This window comes from Desertimonas flava, from assembly GCF_003426815.1.
Taxonomy (GTDB): Bacteria; Actinomycetota; Acidimicrobiia; order Acidimicrobiales; family Ilumatobacteraceae; genus Desertimonas; species Desertimonas flava.
The window spans coordinates 1-22,423 of sequence record NZ_QKYK01000025.1 but is presented as its reverse complement, the minus strand read 5'-3'; the positions used below and the strand labels follow the sequence as shown (position 1 = coordinate 22,423).

The window sequence follows — 22,423 nt, the reverse complement described above, 5'->3', positions numbered from 1 at the left end:
CAATTGGTCCGATGAAGGGCTCGCTGCGCATCTATCTCGGAGCGGCGCCGGGCGTGGGCAAGACGTACGCCATGCTCAACGAAGGCCGCCGGAAGAGGTCGCGAGGCGGCGACGTCGTGATCGGCATCGTCGAAACGCATGGCAGGGAGCGGACCGCCGAACAGATCGACGGCCTGCCGGTGATTCCCCCCCGATCGGTGGAGTACCGCGGCACGGTCCTCGTCGAGATGGACCTCGACGCCATCATCGCCCGGCGGCCCGACGTCGTGCTGGTCGACGAGTTCGCCCACACCAACGCGCCAGGGTCACGCAACCAGAAGCGCTGGCAGGACGTCAGTGAGCTGCTCGACGCCGGCATCGACGTCATCGCCACACTCAACATCCAGCATCTCGAGTCGCTCAACGACGTCATCACCCGCATCACCGGGGTCACCCAGCGCGAGACGGTCCCGGATGCGATCGTGCGGACCGCCGACCAGATCGAGCTCGTCGACATGTCGCCCGAAGCCCTGCGCCGCCGCATGGCACACGGCAACGTCTACCCGGCAGAGCGAATCGACGCCGCGCTCGGCAACTACTTCCGTCCCGGCAATCTCGGTGCCCTGCGTGAGCTGGCGCTGCTCTGGGTCGCCGGGCGGGTCGAGGAATCACTCAGCCAGTACCTGGCGTCACACGGCATCACCGAGACCTGGGAGACCCGCGAGCGCGTCGTCGTCGGCATCACCGGGGCACCTGGCGGCGACCGGCTGATCCGCCGGGCAGCGCGGATGGCCGGCCGCGTCGGGGGAGACCTCCTCGGCGTCCACGTCACCGTGGGCGACGGACTCGCAGCCGACAGCGGCCCGGAACTCGACGCACAACGGCGCCTCGTACTCGAGCTCGGCGGCACGGTTCACGAGGTCGTCGGGCGCTCGCGCCCGGAGGCACTCGTCCACTTCGCGACCGCTGAGAAGGCGACCCAACTCGTCCTCGGAGCGTCCCGGCGCAGCCGATGGTACGAGCTGTGGCACGGCTCGTTCGTCGCCACCGTCTCCCGCCTCGCCGACGGGATCGATGTGCACGTCATCGCCGTCGACCCGGGCGGCGACGACCAGGACCCCCGCGTGCGAGCCGACGGGCCGACGCTCGAGCCACGACGGACGATCGCCGCGTGGATCGTCGCCGCAGTCGGAGTCCCAGCGCTCACGGCACTGATGGTGGCCCTCGACGACGCGTTCGAGCTGTCGACCGTGCTGCTGCTGTTCCTCTCCCTGGTGGTGCTCGTGAGCGCCTTGGGCGGCCGCCTCGCCGCAGTGATCTCGGCGGTCGCGTCGTCCATGGCGGTCAACTGGTTCCTGGTGCCTCCCTTTCACCGGATCACGATCGCCGAGACCGAGAATGCGGTCGCCCTCGTCGTCTTCGTCGCCGTCGCCGTCACGGTTGGCTCGCTGGTGCACGCCGTCGCGCGCCGCGGACGTGAGGCGCAAACGGCGCGGGCGGAAGCCGAGGCCCTGGCGAGATCCGCGGCCAGCCTCGCCGCGGATCCCGAGCCGCTCCCTGGGCTCCTCGACCACCTCCGCAACACGTTCTCCCTGGATGGCGCGCTCATCCGGCAGGTCGGTGCCAGCGCCGAGATCCCCCTGGCGAGTTCGGGCACGACGACGGGTCAGCCCGCCGTTGTCCTGCCCCTACCATCGTCTGATGCAGAGCGACCGGACGCTCAGCTCGAGCTGTTCGGCAGGCGACCGACGAGTGACGAGCAGCGCGTCCTGCACATGCTCGCCGACCAGCTCGCGGTCGCACTCGAGACGCAGCTGCTCACCCGCGATGCAGCCCAGGCTGTCGCTCTCGCCGACATCGACGCCGCTCGCACGTCGCTCCTTCGCGCCGTCTCGCACGACCTCCGTACGCCGCTGGCGTCGATCAAGGCGATGGTGTCCGGACTTCGAGAGGATGACGTCGAGTGGGGACCCGAGCAGCTCGCCGAGGCCCTCGCAACGATCGATTCGGAGACCGATCGGCTCAACCGACTCGTCGGCAACCTGCTCGATGCCAGCCGGCTGCAGATCGGCGCGCTCGCTGTCGACCTCCAGGCGACGGACCTCGCCGACACCGTGCGACGCGCGTGCGAGACCGTTGGCCCGGTCGCCGACGCCGTCGCGATCGAGGTCGGCGACGACCTGCCGCTCGTTCGGACGGATGCGGCACTTCTCGAGCGGGTGGTTGCCAACCTCATCAGCAACTCCGTGCGGCACAGCCCGATGCCTGGCACCGTACGGGTCGACGCACAGGTCGTCGGTGATTCCGTGCTTCTCCGAGTCATCGATCGCGGCCCTGGCATTCCGGCGAGCGAACACGCCCGCGTGCTCGCCCCGTTCAATCGCCTCGGTGATCAACGCAGCGACGACGGCGCCGGGCTCGGGCTGTCGATCGCTCAGGGCTTCATCGACGCAACCGGCGCCAGCATGACCCTCGACGACACTCCCGGCGGCGGGCTCACCGTCGTCCTCACTCTGCCCATCTCGGTGCCGTCGGAGCCCCCGATCCTTCGACCCGCGACCACCCCACCCCCATCTCCCTGAGATGACCTCCAGCCCCGCTCACCCTCTGGCGACGGTGCTCGTCGTCGACGACGAGCCCCACCTGCGCCACGCCGTCCGCCTCAACCTCGAGGCCCGGGGCTACGGCGTGCTCGAATCGGCGTCGGGTGAGGAGGCGCTGCAGATCGTGCCGCTACAGCGACCGGACGTGGTGCTGCTCGACCTCGGGCTGCCCGGACTCGATGGCATCGCAGTCATCCGCGCGCTGCGCAACTGGACGAGCGTGCCGGTCATCGTGCTGACAGCGCGCGGCGACGAACACGCGAAGGTGCTCGCCTTGGACGCGGGCGCTGATGACTATGTCACGAAGCCATTCGGTATCGCCGAGCTCCTGGCCCGCATCCGGGCGGCACTACGCCGTTCTGGGGATGCAGCGGCCGATTCACCCGACGTCGTGACCGCCCATTTCCGCCTGGATCTGACCGGCCGCCGGGCATTCGTGGGGCAAGCCTCGGAAGAGGTCCGGCTCACCCGAACAGAGTGGGGCATCGTCGCCTATCTCGTCCGCCACCCGAATCGTCTCCTCACCTACAGAGAGGTGACCGGCGCCGTCTGGGGTCCGGACTACCTGCCCGACATGAGTCTGCTGCGCGTGCACATGGCTCACATCCGCCGCAAGCTCGAACCCGATCCGGCCCGCCCCCGCTACTTCATCACCGACGTCGGCATGGGCTACCGCTTCGCACCGGACGTCCCGTCGAGCGCGTCGCCATCGACGGGTCCACCGTCTCCGCCACACCAATAGACCCTGGCAAGAGACGAGGACACCAACACACGCGCCCAGCCAGTGAGACGGGTCATCGTCGGCCCATGGCCGAGACGTCGATCGGTCGGCTCAGCCGCGGGGGTAGGGCGTGTCCTCGAGGGAGCGGCAGGCGTCGGGGTACTCGGCGAACCACTCCTCGAGCTCGGTGAGCGGCGAGAGGTTCTCACCGGCCTTCCACGAATCGAGGTAGACGTCGGGCCAGATGACGCCGCGGCGGATGTACCAGTCGTCCGAGCCCTCGGGACACGGCAGCGACAGCCCGAAGTGCACGTGACAGGCGCCGGCGCGGCCCGTGTCGCCCATCTCGCCGAGGAACTGGCCGGCCGTGACACGGGCGCCCGGGGTGATCGACGGGTCGATCGCCTGGAAATGCGCCATGTAGTAACGCACGCCGTCGTCGCCGATGATCGACACGGCGTTGCCGCCGCGATCTGCGGGGTTGTCGGTGGCGCGGTCGTACACGTTCTCCAGCACCTCGTCCACGGTCCCGGTGACGGGCGCGAGGAGCCGCGTCCCGCAGCCGGCGGTCGCGAAGACGTCGGTGGCCCGGTAGTTGCTGTGCGCCTCGGGTGTGTACGACGATCCGACCTCGGGATCGACGGGGAAGGCATGGGCGACCGTCAGCGGGTCGATCGTGGTGGTGGTGGTCGACGTCGACGTGGAGGTCGTCGTCGACGTGGTCGTGGTGCGGGCGGGGCGGGTGGTGGTCGGTCGCGACGACACGGGCCCCGTGGATTCGGGCGTGCTCGACTCCGACGCCGAGTCCGGCGCGGCCGCCGCGAACGTCGATCCGACCGCCCGGAACCCCGCCGCGCCGTCGCCGTCGTCGTCCGAGCAGGCGGCGGCGCCGGCCGCCAGCAGGAGCGTCAGAGCGGTGGCCGCGATCGGGGCGCGCAACGTACGACGTGAGGGGGGCACGGGCGCAGTGTACGGGCGACCCCTGGGCGACGGGTGCCGCGATCGAGGCAGGAGGAGGATCGATACTGGACCGGTGAGACCGTCCACCGCTCCCCGCCGACCGGCCGGTCTCGCCGCGTCGCTGGCCGCGCTGCTCGTGGTGCTCACAGCGTGCGGCAGCGCCCGGGAGACCACCGATCGCGATGCCGAGGTCCCCCGCATCACCGGTCGTCCGGTTCCCGGGACCGTCGAGGACACGTCCGACACCGCCGACACGGCCGCGGCACCAACTGCTCCGGTGCGCACGTCGCCCACCGTCGCACCGACGGCACCGGTCGCCACGATTCCGCTCCCGACGTCCGTCACGACGACGACGCCGCCACCGACGCCCGCACCGACGACCGCCGCACCGGTCACCAACGCCACCGTCGCGCCGACCCCGGCTCCGACGACTCGCCCGCCGACCACGGCGCCGCCGATCTCGCCCCCCACCCCGCCGCCGACCCCGCCACCCACGACGCCCCTGCCGACGTCGATGACCACCACGACGACGATCGCCGTCACTCCCGGCCAGCCCGTCGGCTGTGCCGGGGCCGACATCGTCGCGGCGACGGGGGTGGCGGTCGGCGGTGATCTCCGCTGCCGAGCGGGCTGGGCGGTCGCCAACCGCGCCAGTTGTTCCGACCCGGCCGCCGCGTGCGACACCGTCGACGTGTTCCGTGTGTCCGGGCGCGGTTGGATCCACGACGGGCGCTTCGACGCCCTCGCCCCGTGTGACTTCTCCGGCTCCGATCTGGCCGCGGCAGGAATGATGCTCACGACAGCCGAGGCCCTGCTCGGGGCGTGCGACACGGCGACACCGGTCGACCCGGTGATCGTGCGGCCGGGCACCACCGGCCCGGCGGTCCTCGCCGTGCAGGTGGCCCTCGTCGGCCAGGGCTATCCGATCGCGACCGACGGGACCTACGGCCCGCGCACCGAGGCGGCCGTCCGCGATTTCCAGGCCCGCAACGGATTGGAGGTCGACGGCATCTCCGGTCCGGCGACACAGCACGCGCTCGGCATCGGTCCACCGCCGGCGGGCGCGGCGCCGACGACCGCGGCCACGACGGCGGCCACGACGAGCGCGCCCTCCACGTCGGCGGCACCGTCGACCACCATCGCCGGGGTCGGTCCGCGTGAGCCACGGGCGTGCTCGGCGGAGGCGATCGGCACGGACATCGGCCGCGTCGTCACGGCGTCGGTGACGTGCCGCGCCGGCTGGGCCGTGGCCGTGCGCGCCGGTTGCGCCGGGGCCGCATGCAGCACCGTCGACGTGTACCAGCAGGCGTCGATCGGCTGGGTGCTCATCGGCGAGTTCTCGATGACGTGCGCCGAGGGCCTCATGCGGTCGGGGATGTCCCCGCGGGTGGCCGCGTCGTTCGCCGACCTCTGCTCGACGACGTTGCCCGAGCGCACGAACATCACGCCGGGATCGTCCGGTCCCGCCGTCGCCAACCTGCAGATCGCCCTCGTGGCCCAGGGCTACGTCATCGGCACGGACGGCACGTACGGACCGCGGACGGAGGCGGCGGTGCGCGACTGGCAGCAGCGCCGCGGCCTCGAGGTCGACGGCATCGCCGGTCCGGCGACCCAGCAGTCGCTCGGTTTCTGACCGACATGGATGGGTCTCTGACCGACATGGATGCGTCTGTGACCGACATCGACACGTCTCTGACCGACATGGATGCGTCTCTGACCGACATCGACACGTCTGCTGACCGGGATCGGCCCGTCTCGGACCGCGACTAACATCCGCCCGACGACGCAGCGAGGGGCGCGTGGAATCGCCCGCTGAGAGGTCCCGATGGCGCTCGAACCCGACGAGCTACAACCAGGCGGAACGATCGATCACTACCGCCTCGAACGAACGGTGCACCGCGGACAGAACACTGCCGTGTTCGCAGCCACCGACCAGCGAACCGGCCGCCGCGTCGCGCTGAAGGCCCTGTCCGAGCGCTTCGCCCGCGACCCGGCGGCGCGGCGACGCTTCGTCGACGAGGCGCAGACCGCGGCCCAGCTCGACGGGCACCCGTACATCATCCGCGTCCACGGGTGGGGGCAGCACGGCGACACGACGTACTTCGTCACCGACTTCGTCGAGGGCGTCAGCCTCGCCGACGTGTTGTCGCGCCGAACGCCGGACTCACCGATGACTCCGGCCGAGGCGCTCCCGCTGCTTCGTCACGTCGCCGACGCGCTCGACTTCGCCCACGATCGCGGTGTGCTGCACCGCGACATCCGGCCGGCGAACGTGATGGTGAGCATGTCCGACACGGCTCGCTCGGCGTACCTCGTGGACTTCGGCATCATCAAGGACGTCGACCCGACGCGGCCCGGGCCGCCGGGTGTGTTCCTCGGTTCGCCCGACTACTCGTCGCCCGAGCAGATCTCCGGCGGCGCCGGTCTCGATCGCCGGGCCGACGTCTACTCCTTGGCGTGCATGGCGTTCGAGATGCTGACGGGACGGCCCCCGTACGCCGGTGCGCCGAACGATGCGGCGCGGCTCGCGGCCCACCTGCAGGGTCCGGTCCCGAACGCCCGGTCGATGCGGCCGGAGCTCCCGTCCGCCGTCGATGCGGTGTTCGACAAGGCGCTCGCCAAGCGGCCCGACGAGCGCTACGCGTCGGCCGGCGAGTTCGTCCACGACCTGCGCGCCGTGTTCCCGCTCGCCGGCGCCGACCCGAGGCGTCCCGCGCTCACGCCGGCCGGAGCGGCCCCCGTGCTCTCGTCGCGGCCGCCGCCCGACGTCGACGGTGGGGCGCGACGGCGATGGGTCGTCGCGGCGGCTGCGCTCGTCGCCGTGGCGCTCGTCGCAGGAGCCGCCGTGCTCGTCACCGACGGTGGCGACGGATCGACCGCGAGTGACGCGACCGGTGCCCCGCCGTCGTCGGCCGTCACGACGCCGCCGCCGACGCGGCCGACATCGACCGTCAGTCCACGCACCACGGTGGCCGTCACGGCGCCGGTTCCGGTCACCACACCGGCACCGGTGACGACGCGGCCGGTCGTCATCGGTCCGTTCGGGTTTCCGGTCGGTGCCGAGGTGACCGCCGGCGACGGCGCCGAGAGCATGTTCGCCGTCCACGTGCAGCGTCGCACCGTCCCGGCCGACGTCGTGACGCCGGGTTCGCCCGCCGAGTACTACGCGGCGTGGATCCGCGCCGCCACGCCATCGACGACCGAGCCGGTGGTCGCCACGGACGACGGCTTCCGCGTCGTCGCCGATCGGGTCGTCGAGCTGCGGGAGTTCGTCGTCGTGGACGGACGCGTCAGCTCGTTCGACGAGTGCGTCGCCGGCGTGTGCACGTCGCTCGACGCCAACGTCATCGCACCTCCCGACTGCGAGCCGGGCGAGGGTTGCCCCCACGTCCGGTCGGCGGACGGGGTGGTCACGGCGTATCAACGCGCCGTGATCACGCAGCGCTGGCCCGAGCAGGTGGTTCTGTACGAGCTGGTCGTGAACGCCGGAACCGGCCGGACGATCGCGTCCGTAGAGGAGCCGACGCAGCAGCACTTCCACTACGACGCGCCGACCCAGATGTTCACGGCGACGTTCCCCGATCGGCCGACGCCGGGCACGCGCACGGAGCTGCTCATCACGCTCGACGACGGGTCGACGGACTCGATCGGCATCTTCTATGGCAGCTGATGCGAGTCGATGCCCGTGGCCGGATTGCGGGCCGAGTAGCGGAAATCAGACAGTGGGCGAACCGATCGCCGGGGGCGAACGACAGACCATTCTGGATCACTGCTACGTTCGCCAGCGCCCCGACTGGCACGAGACGGATCGAGGAAGCGCCCCATGACTGACACGTCTGCACGCCTGAACCTGCTGAAGGACTTCGTCGACACGCAGAACGCCGAGGTGCAGAAGCTCGGCGGCGAGGGCGGCGCCATCCAGACGGAGCTCGCCAAGTTCCTGGCGTTCGCCCAGGCCGATGGCACCGGATCCGTCGACGAGGCGTGCGTCAGGGAGGTCAACCGCATCTGTGGCGCGCTCGCCTCGGAGTACGCCGAGATCGCCCAGTTCGTGCTCGTCGTGCACGACGCCGTGAAGCTGGCCGACGGCCAGACCGACGACGGCGTCACCACGGTCACGGGCGACCTCGGACCCTATGTCAAGGCCGTCGCCGAGGCGTACGGCTTGAAGTGGGGCGACCTGTGGGGGTCGAGCGAAGTGAAGGCCGACCTCGACCTGATCGACGTCGGCACGGTGCCGGCGAGCTCGGGGTTCGTGAACGATCCGGTGTGCACGGCCACGGGGCACCTCGTCATCGATGCCCGCGACTTCGCCATGCCGCCGCGGCTCGACGTGCTGTCATTCCGTCGTACATACGCGTCCCGCGAGCTCAGCGACGGCGCGTTCGGGCCCGGATGGTGGACGTGGACGGAGTGCCACAGCGACGTCCGCGCCGACGGCGCGTTCTTGTACTTCGGGCCCGACGCGATGCACTTCGCGGCCGAGCCCGATGGCCACGGCGGGTTCATCACCCGCCCCGAGCTCGACGTGCGCATCGAGCAGCCCGAGCCGGATCGCTTCGTGCTCCACTGGGGCCGTCGGTCGGCGACGCCGTACCAGCGCTGGACGTTCGCCGGTGGCCGCCTTGCCGAGGTCGCGGGGCCGTTCACGGGCACGGCGACGTTCGAGCACGGCCGCCACGGGTTGAGCCGAATCGTGCACGACAGCGGCCGCGCGCTCACGCTGCACTGGTCGCGCAGCCGCGTGACCCGCATCGAGTCGTCGGACGGGCGCGCGGCGTCGTTCCGGTACGACCGCAGCGGTCGCCTCGTCGCCGTCGACAACGCCGTGCAGCCCGAGACCTACGAGCTCGACGTGGCCGGCCGAATCGCCGCGATCATCGACGCCGACGGCGTACGCGCCGTCTCGATGGTCTACGACGACGAGGGCCGGGTCGTCGAGCAGACGCTGCCCGCCGGCTTCGTGACGCGGTTCGGCTACGACGTCGAGCATCGGCGCACCACGCTGGCCGACGGCGACCACAATCCGCTGTCGGTGTACACACACGACGAGCGCGGGCGCGTCGAGATGTACGCCACGGGCGGCGGCTTCCGCTTCTCGCGGCGTTTCGATCCGTTGGGCCGTGTGGCGTCGCAGAGCGACCCCGACGGCCGCAGCTTCACGCTCACCGAGTCCTACGACGGGCCGCACCGCACCGAGGCGTTCACGTGGACGACGGGCGCCGTCGACTCGTACACGTACGACCATCTGGACCGGCTCGTCAGCCAGGTCTCGCCCGGCCGCTCCACGGCGTTCACGTACGCCGACTCCTCGCCGTTCCCCACGCGCGTCGACCTCGTCGGCGACGACGGCATCTCGGTCGAACTCGAGTGGGCGCACGGAACGCCGATCCGCATCGAGGACGCCGACGGCGTCGTGAACACGTTCGACGTCCGTCCCGACGGCACCGTGGCCAGTGTCGCCAACGGCTACGGCACCGTCTCTCACTTCGACGTCCACAGCTCCGGCGCGGTCTCTGCCATCCGCCACGCCGACGGTCGCACGCAGACCTATCGGCACGACGACGGCGGCCGCCTACTCAGTGCGGTCGACGCGGCCGGTGGTCGCGCCGAGTTCACCTACTCGGCGGCGGGGCGCCTCTTGTCCGTGACCGACCCGGCAGGCTCGGTCACCCGCCTCGTGTACGACGACAACGGGACGCTCGACCACATCGTCTCGGCAGACGGCGTCACGACCGAGTTCCGCTTCGACGACCAGCAGCGCCCGATCGGTGTGCGCTTCGCCAACGGCGACACGATCGGCCTCGAGCTCGACGAGTTCGGCCGCCAGGTCGCGGTCGACGTGGACGGGGCGACGTGGACCACCGAGCGCGAGCCGTCCGGGCGCGTGAAGCAGCAAGTCGACCCGAACGGCACGGCCAAGGTGCAGACGTACGGCGAGGTCGCCACGTGGTCCGAGATCACCGACGCCGCCGGAGCGACGAGTCGCGTGGAGATGGACCTCGCCCGGCGCGTCACGTTCCTGCGCGACGGCACACGCGAGTTCTCCGCGGAGTACAGCGACAACGGCTTCGTGACGCGCCGCACCGACGCCAGCGGCCGGACGGCCGAGTTCGAGTACACGCCAGGCGGCCGCGTCGCCCGCGTGATCGAGGAAGACGGCGTCACCGAGTGTCGCTACGACAACGCCGGATTCGTCGTCGCCACCAACAGCGGCGCCGGCTGGTGGACGTTCGATCGCGACCAGTACGGCCGCATCACACGCCGCGTCTCCCCGGCCGGCCGCGAGCAGCGCTACTCCTACGACTTGCTCGGCCGCGTCCGTACGGTCGAGGTCGACGGTGCGGAGTGGCGCTACGAGTACGACCCCGTAGGTCGCGTCACGCGCACCATCGACCCGACGGGACGGAGCAAGTCGTTCACCTACGACGTGATGGGTCGCATGGTGGAGTCGCGCGACGGCGCCGCGATGGACGTGCGCTACGCGTACGACGCACGCGGACGCATCGCGTCGATGTCCGATCGGCACGGTGGCGTCGTCTCGTACGAGCACGACGCGATGGGCCACCTCACGGGCATCGTCGATCAGCTCGGACGTCGCACCGTGGTGCGGTACGACGCCGCCGGTCACCACGTCGCCACCGAGTTCCTCGACGCCGACGGCACTCCCGTCGTTCCCGATCCGCTCGCCGGTACCGGCCCGCGGCCGGCGCCCACCGGCGAGTTCGGCGGGACGGCACCGCTCGCTCGCAGCGAGTCCGCCGACGGCGCCACCACCTCCTGGTCGCTCCCCGGCGGCGCTCGCGTCGAGTTGCGCCGCGACGCCGACGGTCTGGCGGAGCGCCTCACGTCGCCGGGGTTCGAACGCACGTTCACGCGGGACGCCTGTGGCCGTGTCGTCTCGGTCCGAGACGTGACCGGCGGGACGACGTCGACGACGTCGCTGCGTCGCGACCTCGCCGGGCGCGTCCTCGAGCAGGACGCGGACGGCGTCGTCACGACGTACGAGTACGACGACGCCGGCCAGCTCGTCGCCACGACCGGTCCCGACGGCCGCCACGAGTGGGAGTACGACGACCTCGGCCGCCTTGCCGCAGAACGCGACGGCAGCGGGGAGCGCCGCTACGAGTACGACGCCGCCCATCGGCTGGTGTCGGTCACCGACGCCGACGGCATCACCACGTTCGAGTACGACGGCCGGGGCCGGCGCGTCCGAGCCCGCGGTCGCCACGACGTCGTGTACGTGTGGGGCCTGGATCGGCTCGACGCGGTGATCACCGACGGCCGGTGGACGTTCCTCGACTTCGACGAGGCCGGCCGCCTCGCCCGCTTCGGCGACACCGCCGTCACGTGGACCGACGATGACGTCCCGGCGCCACGGTCCCTCGATGACCGGCCTGTCCTCGCCCTCGGCGCGTCGACGTTCGGGACCGTGGCCGACGATGGCGACGTGTCGTGGCGTCCGTTCCGGATGTCCGATGCCTGGGGCGACCGCGGTGACGACGACGGCTGGCACGACTACTACGGCGTCGCCGCCGACGGGATCGTGTGGCTGGGCGTTCGTCCTTACGACGTGGCGACGCGACAGTTCCTGTCGCCCGACCCGCTGGCCCCCACGCCCGGAGGCGCCGGCTCGGCGTCGCCCTACACGTACGCGGCGAACGATCCGATCAACCTCTTCGATCCCACGGGCCGCAAGGGTGAGCCGATCTCGATCGACGACTTCAACGAGATGAAGGACCGTCGCACCGGCGTCCAGTGGGGCAACGTCGCCGCCTTGGGTGTGGCCGTCGTCGGGATCGTCGTCGTCGCCGCGGTCACCGTGGCCACCGGCGGTCTCGCTCTCGGCCCGATGATCGCTATCGGAGCAGGCCTCGGCCTGGCGTCCGGACTCGCTCGCGAGGGTCTCGAGACGGCCACCAACACCGGCGACGGTTCGTTCAATGCCGGCCCGATCGTCAAGGACGTCCTCCTCGGCGCCGCCGGCGGTGCGCTCGGCGGAATCGGTGGTCGCCTCGCGTCACCGCTGATGGCCCGGATCCCGACGGCAGGCACCGTGCTGCCGACCGTGACGAGGTACGGCGTGACGGCGACGACCGAGGCCGTGTCGGGTGCCGCCGAGGCGACCGTCGGCGAGCTCTACGACGTCACGATCCCGAAGGGTGTGCTCGGCTCGGACGGCCAGTTCGACGGCACGCAGATCGCCGTCAACGCCGGGATCAACTCGGTGGTCGGCCCAGCCGCCGACGCCGTGTTGCCGCGAGTCCTGCCCGCCGGTCTCCAGGGGCCCACCGGAGGCGTCGACCCGACCGTCTCCGTCGGCGAAGCCTCGCCGGCTCCCGACCTGCCCGACACCGTTCCCGACGTGACACCCGGCGACGTCGGCCCCGAGGTCAGCCCGGCGTCGTCCGTCACGGCTGGTGCCGATTCCACGCCGTCCACGACCGTCGTCGATCCGACGCCGACGCCGACGACTGCCGACCCGGCGCCGGCGACGACCACGACGGCTGCCGATCCGACGCCTGCGACCGCGGCTGCTGATCCCGCACCGGCGGGTGCTGCTGATCCGACGCCCGGGTCGACGGCTGCTGATCCGACGCCTGCTGGTGCTGATCCGACGCCTGCGACCGCGTCTGCTGATCCCGCACCGGCGGGTGCTGCTGATCCGACGCCCGGGTCGACGGCTGCTGATCCCGCACCGTCGAGTGCTGCTGATCCGACGCCCGGGTCGACGGCTGCTGATCCCGCACCGGCGGGTGCTGCTGATCCGACGCCCGGGTCGACGGCTGCTGATCCCGCACCGGCGGGTGCTGCTGATCCGACGCCCGGGTCGACGGCTGCTGATCCCGCACCGTCGAGTGCTGCTGATCCGACGCCGTCGAGCGCGGCCGATCCCACCCCTGCTGGTGCTGATCCGACGCCGTCGAGCGCGGCCGATCCCACCCCTGCTGGTGCTGATCCGACGCCTGCGACCGCGGCTGCTGATCCCACACCTGCTGGTGCTGCTGATCCGACGCCCGGGTCGACGGCTGCCGATCCGACGCCGTCCACGGCGCCTGCTGATCCCACACCGGCGGGTGCTGCCGATCCCACGCCGGCCACGGCCGCTGCCGATCCCACACCGGCGAGTGGTGCCGACCCCACGCCGGCGACGGCTGCGGCCGACCCGACGCCGCCGGCCGAGGTCGCTGCGGCGGCCGGCGCTGCTGCTGCCACGGGGAGCATCGACGTCTCGACCCAGCTTCGCTCCGACGTCACGCCGGGCGGCGCCCGACCGGGGGCCGGCGACGGCGTCTCGCCTCGGGTGCCCGGCTCGACGCCGGGCGATGCGACGCCAGGGAACACGAGTCCAGGGGACGCGACCGTGCCGCCGCGCACACCCCTGCATCGCACCCCTCCCGGGCCGAACGAGACCGACTTCGTCACCGTACGGCCGGTCCTCTCCGACGGCTCGCTCGGCCGGCCGACGAGCGTGCCGCGAGCCGACCTCCAGTCCACGCGCCCGACCCACGAGCTCGATGCGGGGGACCCGGCGACGTTCGACGGCCAGCAGGTCCAGGTCGGCGGCAACAACATCCGGATCACCGCCGACGCCAACAACCGGCCGCTGTCCGCCCAGATGGACATCTCGGAGCGCTTCACAGCCGCCGAGCTCAGGGACGCGAACACCCTCAACCACCAGGGGAAGCCGGATCGGGACGGTCGCCTCAGTCCAGAGAGGACGGCACAGAGTGCGACGAAGGCCGACGGCGACGCGGCGACGGCCGCGGGTGAGGCCCCGAACTACCCCTGGTCGGGTGGACACGTCGGCGGGCATCAGTTCTTCCCGGACATCGGCCGCCTCAACATGTTCCCTCAGGAGTTGCATCTCAACACGAACGGTGGCTACCGGCAGATGGAGAAGGCGATCGCCTATGCCGTCCGCCACGACGACGTCACGGTGTCGGCCTCGGTCACGCTGACCCCTGGACGTCCGCCGGCCACACCCGGGCGGCAGGCGGTTCCACCGCGGATCCAGGTCGAGGTCACCTTCACCGGTCCCAGGGGTACGGTGACCCGGCAGTACGACTTCAACAACGCGCCCGCCAACCAGCAGTCCGCAAGCGTCCAGGCGTACCGTGGCCGGCCGGACGCCCAGAGGATCCTGGCTCAGATCCGATGAGCAGCGCCCGCTTCACCAGGAAGGAACGGTCCAGTGGCCGATCAAGCACTTGTCGCTGAAATCCTCAACGAGGTCGTCGACGACGTCCTCCAGAACGGGTTGGTCGCCGATCCGTCATGGGAGTCGTACGGCCTCGCCGCCGAGGTGATGGACGACGGCTCCACCATCCAGGCGGCGTACCTGTACTCCGGTGACGATCCGCCCCGGTCGGCGTCGGGCGTGAGGCAGTCGTTCTCGCTCGTCGAGCTGCGCGAGGCGTCCCGCGGTGACGACGGGGAGACGTGGGACGTGTTCGTGATGAAGATCCACCGACCGAGCGGTCAGGCGGCGACGAAGTTCGTGTCGGGTGCGGAAACGGCGGAGTGGTCCCTGCTACCCGACAACGATGCTCGGCTCGCCGAATCGCTGCGGGCACGCCAGGAAGACTTCGACAAGCCGATCACCTGATGGTCGACACGCCGGCCGCCGCCGGTGATCTGCTCATCGAGGTGTTCGACGACGGGGGGATCCGGGTGTCGCCCCCGGCGGGGCGGGCGGGGATCGCCACGCTCGCCGAGACCGTGAAGTGGGCCGAGGCGGTGGGCGCCGCCGGCGGTCGCGTCCGTGTCACGGGAGCGATCGAGTCGTCACGTGTGGCTGCCGTGCTCGACGCGCTCGAGCCTCGTCCGGCGACGATCGAGGCGGGTAGCCCGCAGCCGTGGCGCCGAGGGTGGACGTCGCTGATGTGGGCCGCCGACCATGGCCTGGAGCGCGTGGTCACCGACCTGGTGGCCCGCGGCGCTCCGACCGGCGCGTCCCGACCGTGGCGGCTGTCGCCGTATCGCCTGGCGATGCGCCGCGGCCACGTGCCCGTGATGCTCGCCCTGCGCGCGGCGGGCGTACGCGACCCGGCGCGCGTGCGACCGCCCGGCGCGCCGGACGCCGTGGTGATGCGGCCCTACATCGGGTTCTTCCTCTGGCCGATGGCCGCCGTGCCCGTCATCATCGGCATCGTCGCGGCGGTCGCCACGGGCAGCCCGATGGCCGCGATCGTCGGCCTCGCACTCGGCGTCCTGCTCGTCGTCCTCGGGCGGTTCATCGACAGCATGGCCGGCCGGACCGTGGTCGCCGTCGACGGCCCGCTGCTGTACTCGCGGCGCCTCACGCGATGGCGTGGACCCGTCGACCTTCGCCACCTGGTCGCCGTCGGCTTGCGCGAGACGCTGCATCAGCGCAGCCCCACGCTCCTCCGTCTCGCCAACGGGACCGCGGCGGAGACCGGCGAGGGTGAGCCGCCGGCCCGTCCCACCGTCGCGGCCGGGTTCGACGACGAGATCGTCACCATGTTGCGGGAACGCCCCGGCGTCCGGGTACTCACGATCTACATGTCGGCGACGTACCTGCGTCCTGGCCTCGAACGGCACGTGCTCGCCCATCTCGACCGGACCCGAACCGTGGTGAGCAGCTCGGCCGAGGCGCGCTTCGTCGCCATCACCCCGCCGACGTGAACCACCGCCGAATTTTGTCCTGGAACGCCGATGTCCTGAACCTGGACGACGTCGGTCACGTCGCATTCAACGGGCCTCGCTGTTCGTTCCGCACAGTGGCGTCGCCCGGCAGAGTTCATCCCGAGTTCGGCCCCATCGCGAACGGCGCCTCCGCCAGCCGTGTTACGGTCGAAAGTGCTTCCGGTCGCTCATCGCGGTCACGGGAGGGGGTGGACCACCAGACAGGATCCCTGATTGGAAGGTACCGAGATGACGGATATGAAAGCGATCGCACCCGGAGCGATCGAGACCTACAGCGGCCAGCTCAACTCCGGAGTCGACCAGATCACCAACGGTCTCAATGACTTGTGCAGCGCGATCACCAACGTCGAGTACGGCGGCCGTAACGCGTTCAAGTTCAAGACCGAGTCGAGCCAGCTCGCCAACAAGCTGTCGACCACGCTGTTCGATGCGCTCAACGAGTTGGGCAAGCAGGTGTCGCAGGCGACGTCCGAGCTCTCCGGATCGCTCGGTGGCTCGACGATCACGATCAGCCTGGCCAACAACACGATCACTCCGGCCGACCCCGGTGCCGACACCGAGGACGGCGTGGCGTCGATGTCCGGGCTGACGGCGCTGGCGTCGCAGGTCGAGGCGGCGTTCAACACGATCGCCGGCGGAGTCAGCCTCGTGCTCGACATGCCGCCGAACTCGCCCGCCGGCTGGATGGGCGATCGCCGCAACCAGACCGAAGGACACGTCAACGAGTTCGTCGGCCTCGCCAAGTCGCAGTGCAAGTCGACGCAGCAGAGCCTCACGGAGTACATCACGTCGCAGATGAACTCCCTCGAGGGTCAGTAGCCGACGCGACGACAGGCACACCGACACGCGACGAGAGGGGATGCCTCGGCATCCCCTCTCGTCGCGTCCCGGTACGAAACAGGCGCTCCTGTCCGACCTGACGTCTCTGGGGATGGATCGTGACGGTTTCCGTCACGATCCATCCCCAGATCACCGAATGGCACGATCGAGCCCCGGATTCGATTCGTGGTCGTCGAGGGCGCCGTCAGGCGTCGATCTGGTCGTGGCCTCCGCCGACGTCGCAGCCGTCCTCGTGGGGCGGCGCTCCCGATCGCTTGAAGCCGTCGGGGCCGGGCTTGGGTGGGTTGTCCGGCTTGTTGGGTTCCTCGTCACCGAAGAGGCTGTCGCCGAACTTGTTCAGGCCGTTCTCCTCCGACTCCCGCTTGGCGAAGCCGCGGGCGGCGCAGATACGACCCTGCTGCCCGCGGGCGGCGACCCACGCCCCGGCGAGGCCGTCGGCGAGCCCTTCGAGGGCGGACTTGATGTTGTCGCACGAGGCGCGGAACGTCTCGCACTTGGCGTCGAACTGATCCTTGTAGGGCCCGGTCCAGTCGCGCGCGGCCGTCTCCTGAGCGGTCGTCAGGGCGCTGCGCGCCGCGGACACGTCCTGGGCGAGCTGGTAGAGACCGGCGGCCGCGGGCTCGAACTCCTGCCACGCGAACGGGATGTCATTGGAATCGGCGAACGCCCCGTCGTAGACGGGCGTCGTCACCGAGGGAGGGGGCGCTGAAGTCGATCCTCCACCGCCGCCACTGTCGGCGAGCAGTTGCAACGTTGCTCCTTTGGGTCGTGAGCATGTTCTCGACGTCATCGACCGTAGCCCATCACCGGCGGGGTCGCGACGCGACTGACAGTGGGTGAGACGGCGTCCGCGACGAAGAGGTTCGCGGTCTCATGACCACCGCGATGACGGGCGACAACGGGTCCGACCGAGACCGACCGGCCCCGGAACGCGGCTAGGAATATGGGGATGGAGTTGCTGGTGCGCATCCGATGGCGCCACGCCCCGGCCGCCGATCTGCGCTTCGACGTCGAGCCGTACCACTCGGTGAGCGACCTCGTCTCGGTCGCCAGCGAGTTCTGTGACGCGCAGTGGGACGCCAGTCAACCCGTGTATCTGGAGCGCACGGCGGCGCAGCTGCCACTCGACGCGCCGCTGCTCGCCAGCGGCGTGATGTCGGGCGACACGCTGCGCTTCGAGCTCTACGGCATCGAGCCGAGCCGCCGCGAGGCGCTGTCGGAGGCACTCAGCTGCGACGTGACCGCCGGTCCCGAAGCCGGCCGGTCCTTCGTGCTGATGCCCGGCCGGCACGAGGTGGGGCGCGGCTCCGGCAACCAGATCGTCCTCCACGACCCGACCGTGTCGGACCACCACCTGTCGATCGTCGTGTACGACGACCTCCAGACGACGATCCTTCCCGACACGACGGCGACGAACCCGGTCGCCGTCAACGGCCGGGCCATCAGCGACGCCACGGGGGTCGGGGCCAACGACGTGGTGCAGTTCGGCGCCACGGCGGTCGCCCTGCGCGTCTTCAGCCGGTCGTCCGATGCCGAGCGCGACCAGCTCGGCCAGGTGCCGTTCCGCCGCACTCCCTACAAGCCGGTGGTGGTGACCGACCGGCCGTTCAAGCCGCTCGGGCAGGTGCCCAAGCGGCCTGAGGCGCGCCGCTTCAACCCGGTCCCGGCGTTCCTCCCGATGCTGATGGGTCTCGGCATGTTCGCCATGACCCGCCAGCCCTACATGTTGATGATGATGTTCATGTCGCCGGTGATGCTGGTGGCCAACCTCGTCGAGGGCCGGAAGTCGGCGAGGGTGAAGTTCGACGATCAGGTCGCCGATCTGCGCAAGCGCCTCGAACGCCGTAAGGCCGACGTCGATCGGGCGCTCCTCGAGGAGCGCGCCGAGCGCATCAACCAGTCGCCCGACCTCGCCGACCTCGCCCGACGGGCGACGCTCCGCACGCTCGACCTGTGGGCCCGTCAACGCGGCGACGCCGAGTTCCTCCGCACGCGTCTCGGCATCGGCACGGTCCAGTCACGAGTCACGGTCGATCCGGAGACGACGGGCGAGGAGTACCTGCGCGACGCCATCGCGACCACACTCGTGGGCTTCGACCGACTGCCGGCGTCGCCGATCTGCGTCAACCTGGCCGAGCTCGGCGTCTTCGCCCTCCACGGCTCGCCGCTCGAGGTGCAGGCGATGTGCGCGTCCGTGCTGCTGCAGGCGGCCACGTTGCACAGTCCCGAAGATCTCGTCATCGTCATGCTCGAGGGTCACGACGAAGGCCTCGGGACGTGGGTGAAGTGGTTGCCCCACACCCGTTCGGCCACGTCGCCGCTCTCGGGCCGCCACGTCATCGGCGACCCGGGCCAGGCCGCCGAGATGGTGCGCGAGCTGGTGTCGGTGGCTCGCATGCGAACCGCCGACGACCGCGGCGATCACCGGTGGCCATGGGTGCTGGTGGTGCTCGACGAGTCCGCCGACGTCGACCCGGCGCTGGCGTCTCAGCTCCTCGAACTGTGCCCCCACGCCGGGATCTCGGTGGTCGCCGCCGTGGCGTCCGACGCCCGCGTGCCGCGCCAGTCGAAGGCGACGTTCCGCTGTGTGCCTCCCACGGGCGGGATGCTGTCCACCGTGTGGTTCACCGAGCCACAGGCGCCGAGCGAGGAGTTCGAGCCGGAGCCGGCGAACGCCCGCCTCGTCGACGAGGTGGCGATGTCGCTGGCTCCGCTGCGCGACGCCACGTCGGCGAGTGCCACCGCCGCGATCCCGCGCGTCGTACCGCTGCTCTCGCTGTTCGGACCCGAGCCGCCGACCGCCATGTCGGTGGCGGCCGGATGGGCGACGCCGAAGCCGTACGGACTGCGGGCGCCGATCGGCGTCGGTCCCTCCGGCCCGTTGGAGCTCGACCTCGTCGAGCACGGACCGCACGCGCTGATCGGCGGCACCAGCGGCGCCGGCAAGAGCGAGTTGCTGCAGTCGATCGTGGCGTCGCTGATCCACGAGTACCCGCCGACGCGCCTCACGTTCCTGTTCGTCGACTACAAGGGCGGCGCCTCGAGCGTGGTGTTCAACCGCGTGCCGCACACCGTCGGCTACGTGACCAACCTCGACGCCAGCCTCTCGCTGCGGGCCCTGACCTCGCTGCGGGCCGAGCTCAACCATCGCATGCGCCTGATGGAGGGCAAGGCCAAGGACCTCGCCGAGATGCTCGAGCGGTTCCCCGACGAGGCCCCGCCGTCCCTCGTCATCGTCGTCGACGAGTTCGCCACGCTCGTCAAGGAGGTGCCGGACTTCGTCGCCGGCATCGTCGACATCGCCCAGCGCGGCCGCAGCCTCGGTGTGCACCTGATCCTCGCCACCCAACGCCCGTCGGGCTCGGTGAACGACAACATCCTCGCCAACACCAACCTGCGGATCTCGTTGCGCATGCTCGACGCCGCGGAGTCCAAGACCGTCATCGGCGTCGGCGCCGCCGCCGACATCCCGTTGCCGCTGAAGGGTCGCGGCTTCGCCAAGCTCGGGCCCCGCGACCTCGTCGAGTTCCAGTCGGCGTTCACCGGCGCGCCGCTCACCCAGGACGCCGAAGTGAGCCCGGTGACCGTGGAGCGCTTCGGCAAGGTGCCCCGGTCGGGCGGTCTTACGCGAACGACGGCACAACAGACCAACTCGCCCCGGCCCGAGACGCGCACCTACGACGTCGGCCAGCTGTGGCGCGTGGACGATCACGCCACACCGGCGGCCGCCGTTCCGCCTCCGCCGGCCCCGGCGGGGCCGCCTCCGCCCGGTACGCCGTTGCACTTCGCCCCGCCCCGACCGTCGCAGCTCGTCATCACCTATCAGCCGAGCGTCACCACGCAACCGGCCGACGACGTGGTCGTGGCCGAACCGTCGCGCCCGGCACCAAAGCCCGACACGGGTGACACGGTGACCCATCTCGACGTCCTGCTCGAGGCGGTCCGCGACGCGGCGCCGCACCTGCCGCCGCCCCGCAAGCCGTGGCGCGAGATGCTGCCCGAGGAGCTCGACTGGCACGCCGTCGAGCCACCGGCGTACACCACCGCGCCCGGCCGCCGCGGGCGCTACGTCACGCTCGGACTGCTCGACGATCCGGCGGCTCAGGCTCAACATCCGGCCGTGTTCGATCTCGAGGAGAACGGCGGCCTGCTGATCGGCGGAAGCGGGGGCTCGGGCAAGACCACCGCCTTGCGCACGGCGGCGATGTCGGCGGTGTCGGGAGCGACCCCGGAAGAGGTGACGCTCTTCGTCATCGACTGCGCCTCGCGATCGCTCGCCGCGCTCCACGGCCTGCCCCACGTCGCCGCCCTCGCCACCGGCGACGACCTCGAGTCACTCACGCGGGTGATCGCCCTCCTCTCCGCCGAGATCGATCGCCGGCGCCCGATCCTCTCCGACCTCTCTGTGCAGGCCGAGAACCTCTCGGCGTACCTCGACAAGGGTCACCAGATGCCCCGCATCGTCGTGATCGTCGACGGCTTCCAGAACATGTCGGCCATCCTCGGCACGGTGAAGTCGGCCGAGGTCGGCCCGCTCGACTGGTTCGCCGAGTTCCAGCGCGTCGTCACCGACGGCCGCCAGCTCGGCGTCCATGCGATCCTGGCCGCCGATCGTCGGCAGGCGGTTCCGGCGTTGCTCATGTCGGCGATGGGCAACCGCCTGGTGCTTCGCCAGACGGACGAGAACGGTTACATGGACTACGGCATCCGCAGCTCCGTCAGCCGCGGACTCGAGCTGCCGAGCGGCCGCGGCCTGCTCGGCGACCAACTCGTGCAGGTCGGGCTCATCAGCGACGACCCGTCCGCAGCGGCGCAGGGCGCGGCACTCGCCGCGTTCGCCGAGTCGCAGACCGGCGCCCCGCCCGAGCGGTTGGTCACCACGGCGCCACCCGACGAGGTCGCCGTGCCCCTGGTGGCGTCGCGCCCCGACCGCTTCACGCTCGGCCGCACCGACGTGTTCGGCGACGTGGTCGAGGTGAGCGTGCAGCACAACGGTCTGTGCGTGGCCGGTCCGCCGCGGTCCGGCCGCACGACCGCGTTGCGCCAGGCGGCTCGCTCGTTGATCGCCGCCGGCTACGAGGTGTGGTCGATCGGCGTCGGCGACGACCTGGGTGGGCCGGGCCGCCACGCCGCGGCCAAGGCCGATCCGGCGCGCGAGCTGATGGAGGACTTCGCCGCGCTGTGCGAGTCGTTCCCGAAGCCGCAGCCGTACGTGCTGGTGGTCGACAACGTCGATCGGCTCGACGACTCGGTGTCGTCCGCCTACGAGCGCGTGCTGAAGTCCGAATGCAGCCGGCTGCTGGCGTCGCTCGAGGCGAGGAACCTGTCGGGGTACACGCAGAACACCCTGCTGCTCGAGCTCCGACGCGAGCCGAACATGCTCCTGCTTCAACCCGACACGGTGACCGAGGTCCTGCAGTACAGCGGTGTGCGTGCCCAGCTTCGCCCCGGCCTCAAGCTCACGGCGGGGCGCGGTGTGCTGATCCAGCATCGCCAGCCGCTCCTGGTCCAGGTGGCGCTGCCCGACTGACGGTTCAGCCGGCCGGGGCGGCCGTCGTGGGCGCCGCCGTCGTCGGTGCCGGCGCCGCGGTGGTCGGCGCCGCGGTCGTGGCCGGCGGCGCCGCAGTGGTCGGTGCGGCGGTGGTCGGCG

General features: G+C 71.0%; 11 protein-coding genes. 9 read left to right on the top strand and 2 right to left on the bottom strand.

The features are described from left to right. Positions 1–11: 11 nt before the first annotated feature. Both DN771_RS21930 and DN771_RS21925 read left to right on the top strand, forming a co-directional pair. On the top strand, positions 12–2,561 hold the full coding sequence (locus DN771_RS21930) for a DUF4118 domain-containing protein (protein ID WP_116999707.1): 2,550 nt from the start codon (positions 12–14) through the stop codon (positions 2,559–2,561). A gap of 1 nt (position 2,562) precedes the next feature. After that, positions 2,563–3,324, top strand: a complete 762-nt coding sequence (locus DN771_RS21925) for a response regulator (protein ID WP_116999706.1) — start codon at positions 2,563–2,565, stop codon at positions 3,322–3,324. A 90-nt stretch (positions 3,325–3,414) separates the two neighbouring features. On the opposite strand, the gene DN771_RS29735 is transcribed toward DN771_RS21925, so the two are convergent. Continuing rightward, positions 3,415–4,263, bottom strand: a complete 849-nt coding sequence (locus DN771_RS29735; RefSeq protein ID WP_162942263.1) for a M23 family metallopeptidase — start codon at positions 4,261–4,263, stop codon at positions 3,415–3,417. A gap of 73 nt (positions 4,264–4,336) precedes the next feature. Here DN771_RS29735 and DN771_RS21915 point away from each other — a divergent pair, with 73 nt between their 5' ends. From DN771_RS21915 to DN771_RS21890, 6 genes are all read left to right on the top strand, one after another. Next, complete coding sequence (locus DN771_RS21915) at positions 4,337–5,896, top strand: peptidoglycan-binding domain-containing protein (RefSeq protein ID WP_162942262.1); 1,560 nt, start codon at positions 4,337–4,339, stop codon at positions 5,894–5,896. A 192-nt stretch (positions 5,897–6,088) separates the two neighbouring features. Beyond that, positions 6,089–7,933 carry a serine/threonine-protein kinase gene (locus DN771_RS21910; RefSeq protein ID WP_116999703.1) on the top strand — a complete coding sequence of 615 codons (1,845 nt, stop codon included), beginning with the start codon at positions 6,089–6,091 and terminating at the stop codon, positions 7,931–7,933. 153 nt (positions 7,934–8,086) lie between these two features. Then, positions 8,087–14,425: a DUF6531 domain-containing protein gene (locus DN771_RS21905; RefSeq protein ID WP_116999702.1), complete on the top strand. Its 6,339-nt coding sequence runs from the start codon at positions 8,087–8,089 to the stop codon at positions 14,423–14,425. A 33-nt stretch (positions 14,426–14,458) separates the two neighbouring features. Then, positions 14,459–14,872 (top strand): hypothetical protein, encoded by a 414-nt coding sequence (locus DN771_RS21900; protein ID WP_116999701.1) that lies wholly within the window; start codon positions 14,459–14,461, stop codon positions 14,870–14,872. Next, positions 14,872–15,912, top strand: a complete 1,041-nt coding sequence (locus DN771_RS21895) for an ankyrin repeat domain-containing protein (protein ID WP_116999700.1) — start codon at positions 14,872–14,874, stop codon at positions 15,910–15,912. The genes DN771_RS21900 and DN771_RS21895 overlap by 1 nt, the downstream gene beginning before the upstream one ends. Before the next feature lie 249 nt (positions 15,913–16,161). Continuing rightward, positions 16,162–16,752, top strand: coding sequence for a hypothetical protein (locus tag DN771_RS21890; protein ID WP_162942261.1), 591 nt, complete (start codon positions 16,162–16,164; stop codon positions 16,750–16,752). Positions 16,753–16,957: 205 nt separating this feature from the next. On the opposite strand, the gene DN771_RS21885 is transcribed toward DN771_RS21890, so the two are convergent. After that, positions 16,958–17,464, bottom strand: coding sequence for a WXG100 family type VII secretion target (locus DN771_RS21885; protein ID WP_116999698.1), 507 nt, complete (start codon positions 17,462–17,464; stop codon positions 16,958–16,960). A gap of 258 nt (positions 17,465–17,722) precedes the next feature. On the opposite strand from DN771_RS21885, the gene DN771_RS21880 reads away from it, so the two are divergent. Continuing rightward, positions 17,723–22,303: an FtsK/SpoIIIE domain-containing protein gene (locus tag DN771_RS21880; protein WP_162942260.1), complete on the top strand. Its 4,581-nt coding sequence runs from the start codon at positions 17,723–17,725 to the stop codon at positions 22,301–22,303. Positions 22,304–22,423: the final 120 nt, after the last annotated feature.

What these genes read in the sequence shown, in the direction of transcription:
- DN771_RS21910 (WP_116999703.1), top strand. Translation starts at nt 6,089, where the DNA reads ATGGCGCTCGAACCCGACGAGCTACAACCAGGCGGAACGATCGATCAC.
- DN771_RS21905 (WP_116999702.1), top strand. Translation starts at nt 8,087, where the DNA reads ATGACTGACACGTCTGCACGCCTGAACCTGCTGAAGGACTTCGTCGAC.
- DN771_RS21895 (WP_116999700.1), top strand. Translation starts at nt 14,872, where the DNA reads ATGGTCGACACGCCGGCCGCCGCCGGTGATCTGCTCATCGAGGTGTTC.
- DN771_RS21930 (WP_116999707.1), top strand. Translation starts at nt 12, where the DNA reads ATGAAGGGCTCGCTGCGCATCTATCTCGGAGCGGCGCCGGGCGTGGGC.
- DN771_RS21890 (WP_162942261.1), top strand. Translation starts at nt 16,162, where the DNA reads ATGACGGATATGAAAGCGATCGCACCCGGAGCGATCGAGACCTACAGC.
- DN771_RS21925 (WP_116999706.1), top strand. Translation starts at nt 2,563, where the DNA reads ATGACCTCCAGCCCCGCTCACCCTCTGGCGACGGTGCTCGTCGTCGAC.
- DN771_RS21880 (WP_162942260.1), top strand. Translation starts at nt 17,723, where the DNA reads ATGGAGTTGCTGGTGCGCATCCGATGGCGCCACGCCCCGGCCGCCGAT.